The sequence below is a fragment of the Alteriqipengyuania sp. genome (assembly GCF_964222115.1).
In the GTDB taxonomy this organism is placed as follows: Bacteria; Pseudomonadota; Alphaproteobacteria; order Sphingomonadales; family Sphingomonadaceae; genus Alteriqipengyuania.
Map to the genome: position 1 here is coordinate 1 of NZ_CAXQBM010000027.1, position 9,660 is coordinate 9,660.

Genomic DNA, 9,660 nt, shown 5'->3' on the forward strand with positions numbered 1-9,660 from the left:
CAATGGCGGCCTCGCGATCTTCGCGGTCGGCGGTTACTCACGCATGATCGGCGATGCTGCGGATTCCCCCTTCGTGGCCCAGCGCGGCAGCGCCGACCAGTGGCTGGCGGGTGCCGGGCTGGGCTACACGTTCTAGGGAGCCTCATTCGGCAGCGATGGCTTTTTCGGATGCGGCGACCATTTCGGAAATCGCCCGCATGTGTGCTGCGAAAGCTTTTCGTCCCTTGGGCGTAAACGACGCCCAGGTCCGCTGCCGCCCGTCGCGCGGGGCCTTCACGATCTTGACGTAGCCTGCTTCTGCCAGAGCGGTAAGGTGTTTGGACAACACGCTATCGCTGACCGCCGTAACTTCCCTCATGGTGGCGAACTCCAACTCGTCAGCCCTGGCGAGCATTGCTGCGATCTGCAGGCGGACCGGGGCATGTAGCACCGTGTCGATTGCATTGCTCATGCGCGACCTGCCTTGAGGTCCGCCTGATAAACCTTTTGCCACAACACGCTGAGTGCGGTGCTGCCAACCAGAAGGATGGCTTCGATACCCCAGAACAAGGGGCTTTGCAGCGGCTGGTCGACCCAGGTGTTGGTCGTCAGCAGCGCTGCGACGAAAAGCGCGAACTGGATCGCCAGAACCCAGCCGGTCCGCCCCTTCTGGTACCCGCTCACGAACATCCCGTGCCGTTTCTTGTCATCGCGAATAACCAGGAAGACCATCAGCAGAACCAGCCCCGAAATTGGAATCTGCCAATCGAAGGGGAGTACAATCCCCAGCAGCAAAGCGGCCATCATCACCCCGACGATCGCATGGCGCCAGAGCGGCCATTTCATCCGTTCGGCCATGAGCCGGTCGGTATCCCTTACGGCATCGAGCGCCGATTGTGCCTCGTAGTTGTCCATGTAAGCCTCGTCACTTTCCAATATGGAAAGCGATACGCTTCACTTTCCGATTCGGCAAGTGAAAACTTTCCAAAACGGAAAGTCAGCTATCCTAACGCCCATTGCGCAGGAAAAAGGGCGCGGGAATTGCTCCCCGCGCCCTCTTCGGAAACCGTAGTGTCGGTTCAGTCGTCGCTGTCACCGTCGATCTGCAGATCCGGCCGCGGGCCGGGCAGTGCTGCATCGCGGTCGCCCGTCTTCAGGTAGGTATCGAACCATTCCATCATGCGCAGGTTATAGTCGTAGCGCGATGCCGCGCGGCTGTTGCCGTGGCCTTCGCCGGGGTAGAGCACGAGGCGCACCGGCGTATCGGGCTTGCGCACCTTGATGTTGCGATACAGCTCGTAGCTCTGGCTGGGCGCGACGCGCGTGTCCTCTGCGCCATGCATGATGAGGATCGGCGTTTCGGCCTTGTCGACATGGTAGATCGGCGAGACCTCCAGCATGCCCTGCCAGTCTTCCCACGGCCATTTGCGCGCGTGCACGTTGTACATCTCCATCGGGATGTCGGTGGTGCCGAACTTGCTGATCTGGTTGGAAATGCCGACGAACATCACCGCCGCGGCGTATTCCTCGCTCAGCGCGGTCGCGGCCCATGCACTGGCGTAGCCGCCGTAGCTGCCGCCAGTGATGCCGGTGCGATCGGGATCGGCGATGCCTTCTTCCACCAGCGCGCGCTTGGCATCGACGATATCGTTGAATTCCTTGCCCGCGTAATCGTTCTGGTGGGCCTTGGAAAAGGCGGTGCCATAACCGGTCGATCCTCGATAATTGGGCAGGAACACGGCATAGCCCTGTCCTGCCGCGACCTGTCCCGGCTTGCTGTAGGCGGTCTGCCAACCGTTCGAATCGTGCGCCTCTGGCCCACCGTGGACATTCATGATGAGCGGGGCGCCGCCGCGCGGAGCGCCGCCGACCGGTTCGATCAGCACGCCTTCGACCTGCTGACCGTCGCGCGCGGTATAGGTGTAGGCGCGCTGCTTGCCGAAATCGATTTCGGCAAGCCAGGGGTTGTGGCTGGTCCAGCGGGTGAAGCTGGCGCCATCGAAAGCGAACAGTTCGGAGGGGTGCCGGGGGCTATCGGCCCGCACGAACATGCGATCGCTGCCACCATTTTCCAGGCTGGTCAGGATCAGCTCGCCCGGATCGACCTCCTGCGCCATGCTGCCATCGGCATTGTAGATGCGCAGGATCGTGTCCGCGCCCTTGTCGATAATCGCCGCGAGCCGTCCGTCGGTCATCCATTCGGTGTCGCCCGTCGCTTCCGCTGCGCCCTGGTTCAGCGCGCGGAACGAACCGCTTGCCACATCGACCAGGTGCAGCGTGGTGGCTGCCGGGTCGTTGACATCGATCCCGGCCACCATCGACAGCTGCGTACCGTCGGGCGAGATTTCGACATCGCCGAGCTTGCCCGGTGTCTCTACCTCGCGCACGACCTTGCCGTTCGCCAGGTCGAGGATGTTGACCCGGCTGGAGGTATAGGTGTCGTCGATCTGCGGGGTCGGCTGGCTCTGGATCACGCCATAGCGGTTATCGGGCGTGAGGTCGAAGCTGGTGACGTAGCCCGGGATCGTGATCGCCTTGGGCTCCGCATCGATCTCTTCGCCGCCCGCCTGTGCCGAGAACAGTCGGTTGAGCTGTGCTTCTTCTTCATAAACAATCGCATTGAAACCCTTCTTGGCTTCGGCCTTGCGATCCTTGTCCGGCGCGGCGCTCGCCAGCAGGTAGATGGTGCTCCCGTCGGGTGCCCATGCATAGCTGCGAACCCCGGTATCCTTCACCGCCGCCAGCTTGACCTGGGCACCACCATCGACCGGGATGCCCCAGACGGCGCGATCCTCGTCTTCCTTGGTCCACAGGAAGCTGACCATGCGCCCGTCGGGGGAGAACTGGACACCCGAAACGGACATGTCGTCGGGCAGGAAATCGCGCGCGTTGTCCGGCCCGTAGGCCATCTTCAGCTGCTGCGAGAAGCTGCCGTTCGCCTCGCCCTCGGTCACGTCGGGCAGGCTCGACGTGGTGTAGGCGACGCGCGTGCCATCGGGCGACACCGCGACCGCACCAACGCTTTCCAGCTTGGCCACATCCTCGGGCGTCATCGGGCGCGCATGCGCCGTGGCAGTGATCGAAACTCCGGCAAGGAGGGTGGCGGCGGCTAGAAGCTTGCGGGTCATCGAAATCCTCTCGTTAGTCAGTGTGCGGGGACTCATACATCTCGCAAGGGCAACGGCAACCGGTGGGCCGTGTTCCGCTTGCGTCGTATCGACTGGAAATGCGCCGGGCCGGGATGCGATCGCGCGGGCTCGACTGACGCCGCCGGTCGACTAGCGCGGGCCGCTGGTCGAAGGAACTTGGTGGATCAGGCCAGCGCGCCTAGGCTCGTGCGCGAAGAATTCCTTGGGGGAGAATACCGAATGACGACTCGCCACCTGCTTGCCGGAGCCGCCACGCTTGCCCTTCTCGCCGTGCCGGGCGTTGCACAGGCGCAGACCGCTGCCGCCCCGGCAGCAGATATTGATCTCCAGGCCAAGGCCGACGAGCCCGAGCAGTCCGAACATGACAAGCTGTTCGCGCTGTTTGCCGATTCCGACAAGCGCAGCCTGGAACTCAATCCGCTCGGCCGGCTGTTCCGCGGCGACGATAGCAATGCGGACCGGCTGGGCGATTTCCTGACCGATTCATCTTTCTACGCCTCGCTGCGCGACACGCAGCTCAACGTCGCGCTGCTCGAACAGATCGATCGCAGCAAGCTCTCCGCCACGGATCAGCTCGCCTACGATGTGTTTCTCTACAACCAGGAGCAATCGCTGAAGGGCAGTACGCCTGAAATCCGCGCGCTGACGGAGGTGCGCCCACTCAACCACTTCAGCGGATTGCATACGTTCTACCCCAATTTCGCCAGCGGCACGGGCGCCGCGCCGTTCAAGACGGTTGCCAATTACGAGGACAACCTCAGCCGTCACGACGATTATATCGCCATCACGGACCGCTCGATCGCGAAGTTCCGCGACGGGATGGAAAGCGGGGTGGTCGAGACCAAGCTGACGATCGGCAACGTGATTGCGCAGCTCGACACCCAGTTGGCGATCCCGATCGAGGAATCGCAGTTCATGGGGCCTGTCGGCATGTTCCCGGAGGATTTCTCCGACGCGGACAAGGCGCGATTGACTGCCGCATACGAGGCGAAGACGCGGGAGCTTTATGCAGCGCACGAACGCCTGCGCAATTTCCTGCGCGACGAATACCTGGCGGTCGCGCGCGAAGAGGTGGGCCTTTCGCAGATGAAGGGCGGCGCGGCGCTTTATGCCCAAATGATAGAGAGCACGACCACGCTGCCTCTGGACGCCGACACCATCCACGAACTCGGCCTGTCTGAGGTGGCGCGGATCAAGGGCGATCTGGAAACATTGAAGGCGGAAGTCGGCTTCGAAGGCAGCCTCAACGAATTTTTCGATTACGTGCGCACCGATCCGCAGTTCAAGCCGGAAAGCCGCGAGGCGCTGACCCAGTCCTATTACGATATCGGCGAAGAGGTGGACGAAAAGATCGGTGACTACTTCTCGCTCGTCCCCAAGACCGAGCTGGTCATCAAGCCCTACGATCCTTCGATCGAGCAGTTCAGTGCAGGCGGATCGTACCAGTCGGGCACGCCGGACGGTTCGCGCCCCGGCACCTTCTTCTTCAATGCCTACGACCTGCCCAGCCGCCTGACGACGGGCAACGTGACGCTGTACCTGCACGAAGGCGCCCCGGGGCACCATTTCCAGATCAGCCTGGCGCAGGAGAACGAGGACCTGCCTGCCTTCATGCGCTTCGGTGGCACGACCGCCTATGTGGAAGGCTGGGCGCTCTATTCCGAAACGCTCGGTTACGAGATGGGCTTTTACGACGACCCGTGGGCGCGTTACGGCACCCTGCAGGACGAACAGCTGCGCGCGATGCGGCTGGTGGTGGACACGGGGCTGCATTCCAAGGGGTGGACGCGCGACCAGGCGATCGACTTCATGCTGGAAAATTCGGGCATGACACGCACTGAAGTCGTGGCCGAGGTGGAACGCTATATTGCGATCCCCAGTCAGGCGCTCGCCTACAAGATCGGGGCTCTGAAGATCCAGGAACTGCGTGAGCGGGCCGAAACGCAGCTGGGCGATGCTTTCGACATCAAGGATTTCCACGCACAGGTGCTGAACACAGGCGGCCTGCCGCTCCCGGTGCTGGAGGAAAAGATCGACCGGTGGATCGCGAACGGCGGCGGCTGATTCCCCGTAAAAGCGCGCGTTATCGAGTAGTAACCTATTTGTAGCATTTCGGGGCGCGCTCGCGCGTGGCCCCCGGGGCGTGCTTGCACGGGCCGCCGCGATCCGGCATGAAATGATTGTTAAACGTCGATTTCTTACCGCGTGTCACACTCTCATCTTTGAGTGATGGTATGGGGGAATAGGGCGTAGCGATCGCCGGAAAGTCCGGCACGCGCGCTTTGATCTCGCCGCATGGGACCCCCGCCCATCCGGCTGGAGAAACCGGATTTGGGGAGGCGTGCGTGCCCGGCCGGATGATCGCATATCGGCGATCCTGGCCCGTCGCGGTCGCCGATTGGTTTATTTTAGGAGCACGCATCACACCATGGCCACAGCCGAAACCCTGCCTGCATGGATAGTCCTGTTCCTGGGCGTTTATGCCTTCGCTGCCGCGATGGGTGAATTGCGCATGCCGGGGACATGGAAGGGCATGATGCACGATCTGGAGCAGTCGCCGGGGATGCGATACATTGCGGGAATCTTTACTCTCGCGCTTGGCGCCACGATCTATCTTGTCACGCCATGGCGGGCCGATGACTGGCTGTTCGTCGCCGTGGCCGTGCTGGGCGGATTGCTGACGGTGGAAGGCATCCTGTTCCTTGCTGCGGGTGAACGTTTCGTCACCCTCGGCAAGTGGATGATTGCCAGCGCGAGCGAGGTTTGGGCGGGCATATCTGCCATCCTCGGCGCGGGCATGATCTTCGTTGCGCTGTCGCGGCTCGATACGTTCTGACCCGACCTGCCTGCGGCGCGGCACCCGATAAAGCTAGCGCCCTTCAAGGAACATGTTGATCGTCAGGCGTCCTTGCGCTGGATCGTCCGACAGCTTGCCGGGATCGGGAATGACACCCGAATGCAGCAGTCGGCCCCGGTACAGGATCATCCGGTCGGGCGCGGCGGCAACCTCCCCGATCATCTCGTACCGATCGCTGTCGCCGTAGTAATACCCGCAAGATGGTGCGCCGAACTGGCGATCGTCTTCCTCCAGTGCCGCGTGGTATCCGCGCTCGCGCTCGGGCGACACCGTTTCGAACCCGGTGCGGCGATGGCGATAGAAGGCGGTCCCGCCACTTTCCGGGCCGAGCAGGTAGTGCATCACGGCGATGATCCCGGCCCCGGTATCGTCGTAATGCGGGATGCATTGCGGCGGTGACAGCGCATCCTCGGCCAGCGTCACGAGCGAGAAGGACGCGGCTTCGCAGCGCAGCGATTCGTGGAACCCGAACACCCGACGCATCACCTCTGCCATCAGATTGTTGCGGCGCGCGAGGTAGTCGGGCTGCGCGGGCGCACGACGCCCGGGGTAGAACGCGCCTGCGGGGCCGAAATCGGCCTGCCGTCCCTTTGCAAGCAGGTCTGGAGCCTGCCCGCTGAAATTGTCGATCTGCACCACGGGCTCGCGCTCCAGCCCGAACCGGTGAACAGTGATCGTGGCTTCGGGGAGGGGGCTGATTGCCGGATCGGTCATGATGTGTGCAGCGTGCGGTCGCATGGCGTTTGCGTCAACAACCGCGTCGAATTGGCAGCCTGCCGGAATCGTGGTAGCGCTATCATACAACAGCTTGGGAGAGCAGTTATGCGGCGCAAGACCGTGAGAGAAATGCCGTTGGGCTGGGTGCTGTGCACAGCAGTCGCACTTTCGCTGGCAGGTTGTGGTGGGGGCGGTGGCAGCCCGACGCCGACGCCGACGCCGGTGGCCGCGCCAACGCCTGCTCCCACCCCGTCTCCAACACCGACCCCGACTCCATCGGCGCTGACGCAGGCCGACGCGCGGCTGGGCGCTTGCGTCAACCTGTCCAATTATCTGGAGGCCCCGAACGAGGGCGACTGGGGCCCTGCCCTGCGCGACAGCGATATCGTGGACATCGCGGCCAAGGGCTTCGAGACCGTGCGCTTGCCCGCGCGCTTCGCCGGGCACCAGCAGCTGACCGCACCCTATACGATCGATGCGGCCTTCCTCGACCGGGCCGAGCATATTGTCGACCAGGCGCGCGCTGCGGGGCTCAGGGTGATCCTCGACAACCACAATTACGATGAACTGATGGCCGATCCTGCTGCGGAGCACGATCGCTTCGTGGCGTTATGGAAGCAGGTGGCAGAGCGGTTCGCGGGCAAGGATGGCGAAGTCTGGTTCGAACTGATGAACGAGCCTTACGGCAGCAACCTCACCAACACGCAGCTGCCTGCGCTCTACACGGATGCGCTGGCGCAAATCCGCCTTACCAACCCGACCCGCCCGGTGGTGGTCGGCGGACAGTCCTATAGCGGGATCAACTCGCTCGCGACGTTCGATGTCGAAAGCGATGCCTACCTCATCACGACCTTCCACTATTACGACCCGTTCAACTTCACCCATCAGGGTGCGCCGTGGATCAACCCGGTCCAGCCGACGGGCGTAACCTATGGCAGCGCCGCCGACGCGAGCCAGCTTGCCGCCGACGTGCAAAAGGCGCGCGACTACATGACGCGTACCGGCCGCCCGCTCTTCCTTGGCGAATACGGCGTGTACGAGGGCGTCCCGCTCGATCAGCGCGCTGCGTACTACAAGGCGGTAACCGACGCCTTCAAGGCGGCCGACATCGACGGCTGCGTGTGGGGCTACCAGAACACCATGTATTTCCGCGATTATGCGACCGGCAACTGGTACGAGACGCTGCTGGATGCGATCGGGTTATAGGTGGGGCAATGTCGCTCGGATTCAGCCCGCGAGCTTGCAATCCTCCAGCCAGGTATAGCCCGGTTCTGCGCCTTCCGGCTCCGGCATGGGCTTGCAATCCAGCGAGACTTGCGACCCGACACCTTTCGTCCCTTCTGCCACGCTGTCGGATGCGGACGGCGCGACACCGGCGATATATTGCGTGCCATCGTCGCTCGTCAGCATGACGATAGGCGGATCGACTTCGAGGACCAGGCTGTCCACCGTGCCGGAAACCGTGACACGCTCGGAGGCTGCCGTCTGCGGCGCTTCGTCTGCCTGATATGCGGCGTCCGACACCGAGGTCGTTTCCGCTTCCATTGCAGTCGCATCGCTGGGCACAGAAGTGTCGGTTTCGGTGGTTGCTTCCGCCGCCTCGTTACATCCGGCGATCAGCACCAGTGCGGTGATCGCGATAATAGGCTTGTTCAAGTCCTTCCCCCTAGATTGCGTGCGGCGATAGTGGTGGGCCGCGCATGTGCCTGTCAATGTGCGGTTGGTGCGCTCTCACAAGTGGCGATGAAGCCAATTTCGCGCAGGCTCTTTCGCAAGCGCGCATATGGCTCTACACATGCGCCATCCCCGGGGAGCCTGTCGCGCAATCGCAGGTTGAGAGCGGAATAGGCCGCGACCCGTCGAACCTGATCCCGGTAATACGGGCGGAGGGAGGGAGCGGCTCGAAACGCGAAGTCCGCCCTCGCTCCGTAGATATGGAGCGTATGCGCATGGCCGACCTGAATTCCCCCGTAGAGATTGGCGTCACCACCGGGCCCATCCGTGGCAGCCGCAAGGTGCATGTCGCCGCGCGAACGGGCAGCGGCGTGCGGGTCGCGATGCGCGAGATCGACCTCGAAGGCGGCGAGCCCAGCTTGCGCGTCTACGATACTTCCGGCCCCTATACCGATCCGATGGCGGCCATCGACATCAACGCGGGGCTGCCTGCGCTGCGTCGCGACTGGATCCTCGCACGGGGCGATGTCGAGGAATACGACGCGCGAGAAGTGAAGCCGGAGGATAACGGCCAGCTCGGGCCGGACCGTTCGGGCGGCGTTCCGCAGTTCCCCAACGTCGTGAAGCGGCCTCTTCGGGCCAAGGCCGGCCAGAACGTCAGCCAGATGCACTATGCGCGGCGCGGTATCATCACCCCCGAGATGGAATATGTCGCAGAGCGCGAAAATCTGGGCCGCGAGCAGATCGCGCAGGACCGCGACGGGCAGAGCTGGGGCGCGGAAATTCCCGACTTCATCACCCCCGAATTCGTCCGCGACGAGGTGGCGCGGGGCCGTGCGATCATCCCCAGCAACATCAACCATCCCGAAAGCGAACCGATGGCGATCGGGCGCAACTTCCTGGTCAAGATCAACGCCAATATCGGCAATTCCGCCGTCGCATCCGACGTCGCCAACGAAGTCGACAAGATGGTCTGGTCGATCCGCTGGGGCGCCGACACGGTGATGGACCTCTCCACCGGCCGCAACATTCACGACACCCGCGAATGGATCATCCGCAACAGCCCCGTCCCGATCGGCACCGTGCCGATCTACCAGGCGCTGGAAAAAGTCGGCGGCATTGCCGAGGACCTCACCTGGGAAATCTTCCGCGACACGCTGATCGAACAGGCCGAACAGGGCGTGGACTATTTCACCATCCACGCCGGCGTGCGCCTGCCCTATGTCCCGATGACCGCCAAGCGCGTCACCGGCATCGTCAGCCGCGGCGGCTCGATCATGGCGA

General features: G+C 63.2%; 10 protein-coding genes and 1 riboswitch. Of the genes, 5 read left to right on the forward strand and 5 right to left on the reverse strand.

Features of this window, described 5'->3' with window-relative positions; all coding sequences use genetic code 11:
- Nucleotides 1-16 precede the first annotated feature (16 nt).
- Complete coding sequence (locus ACEQXE_RS04985) at nucleotides 17-136, forward strand: MipA/OmpV family protein (protein ID WP_370177858.1); 120 nt, start codon at nucleotides 17-19, stop codon at nucleotides 134-136.
- Nucleotides 137-142: 6 nt separating this feature from the next.
- On the opposite strand, the gene ACEQXE_RS04990 is transcribed toward ACEQXE_RS04985, so the two are convergent.
- The 3 genes from ACEQXE_RS04990 to ACEQXE_RS05000 form a co-directional block, all read right to left on the reverse strand.
- Nucleotides 143-451, reverse strand: coding sequence for a transcriptional regulator (locus tag ACEQXE_RS04990; RefSeq protein WP_370177849.1), 309 nt, complete (start codon nucleotides 449-451; stop codon nucleotides 143-145).
- Nucleotides 448-915 (reverse strand): hypothetical protein, encoded by a 468-nt coding sequence (locus tag ACEQXE_RS04995; protein WP_370183104.1) that lies wholly within the window; start codon nucleotides 913-915, stop codon nucleotides 448-450. Before ACEQXE_RS04995 ends, ACEQXE_RS04990 begins: the two co-directional genes overlap by 4 nt.
- Nucleotides 916-1,058: 143 nt before the next feature.
- Nucleotides 1,059-3,107 carry a S9 family peptidase gene (locus ACEQXE_RS05000; RefSeq protein WP_370177851.1) on the reverse strand — a complete coding sequence of 683 codons (2,049 nt, stop codon included), beginning with the start codon at nucleotides 3,105-3,107 and terminating at the stop codon, nucleotides 1,059-1,061.
- 240 nt (nucleotides 3,108-3,347) lie between these two features.
- Here ACEQXE_RS05000 and ACEQXE_RS05005 point away from each other — a divergent pair, with 240 nt between their 5' ends.
- Both ACEQXE_RS05005 and ACEQXE_RS05010 read left to right on the forward strand, forming a co-directional pair.
- The gene (locus ACEQXE_RS05005; RefSeq protein ID WP_370177852.1) at nucleotides 3,348-5,192 is read left to right on the forward strand and encodes a DUF885 family protein; all 1,845 of its coding nucleotides are present in this window, start codon (nucleotides 3,348-3,350) and stop codon (nucleotides 5,190-5,192) included.
- A 364-nt stretch (nucleotides 5,193-5,556) separates the two neighbouring features.
- On the forward strand, nucleotides 5,557-5,964 hold the full coding sequence (locus ACEQXE_RS05010; RefSeq protein ID WP_370177853.1) for a hypothetical protein: 408 nt from the start codon (nucleotides 5,557-5,559) through the stop codon (nucleotides 5,962-5,964).
- A gap of 33 nt (nucleotides 5,965-5,997) precedes the next feature.
- Here the strand turns inward: ACEQXE_RS05010 and ACEQXE_RS05015 are convergent, their stop codons facing one another.
- Nucleotides 5,998-6,699: a DUF6445 family protein gene (locus tag ACEQXE_RS05015; RefSeq protein WP_370183101.1), complete on the reverse strand. Its 702-nt coding sequence runs from the start codon at nucleotides 6,697-6,699 to the stop codon at nucleotides 5,998-6,000.
- A 108-nt stretch (nucleotides 6,700-6,807) separates the two neighbouring features.
- On the opposite strand from ACEQXE_RS05015, the gene ACEQXE_RS05020 reads away from it, so the two are divergent.
- Entirely contained in the window at nucleotides 6,808-7,908 is a 1,101-nt protein-coding gene (locus tag ACEQXE_RS05020) for a glycoside hydrolase family 5 protein (RefSeq protein WP_370177855.1), read from the forward strand.
- A gap of 21 nt (nucleotides 7,909-7,929) precedes the next feature.
- Here ACEQXE_RS05020 and ACEQXE_RS05025 read toward each other — a convergent pair whose 3' ends face one another.
- A complete protein-coding gene (locus ACEQXE_RS05025; protein WP_370177856.1) occupies nucleotides 7,930-8,358 on the reverse strand; it encodes a hypothetical protein in 429 nt (142 codons plus the stop codon).
- A gap of 141 nt (nucleotides 8,359-8,499) precedes the next feature.
- A riboswitch (TPP riboswitch) is annotated at nucleotides 8,500-8,611 on the forward strand.
- 40 nt (nucleotides 8,612-8,651) lie between these two features.
- Here ACEQXE_RS05025 and ACEQXE_RS05030 point away from each other — a divergent pair.
- The coding region (locus ACEQXE_RS05030) for a phosphomethylpyrimidine synthase ThiC (RefSeq protein ID WP_370177857.1) at nucleotides 8,652-9,660 on the forward strand (1,009 nt) is incomplete at its 3' end.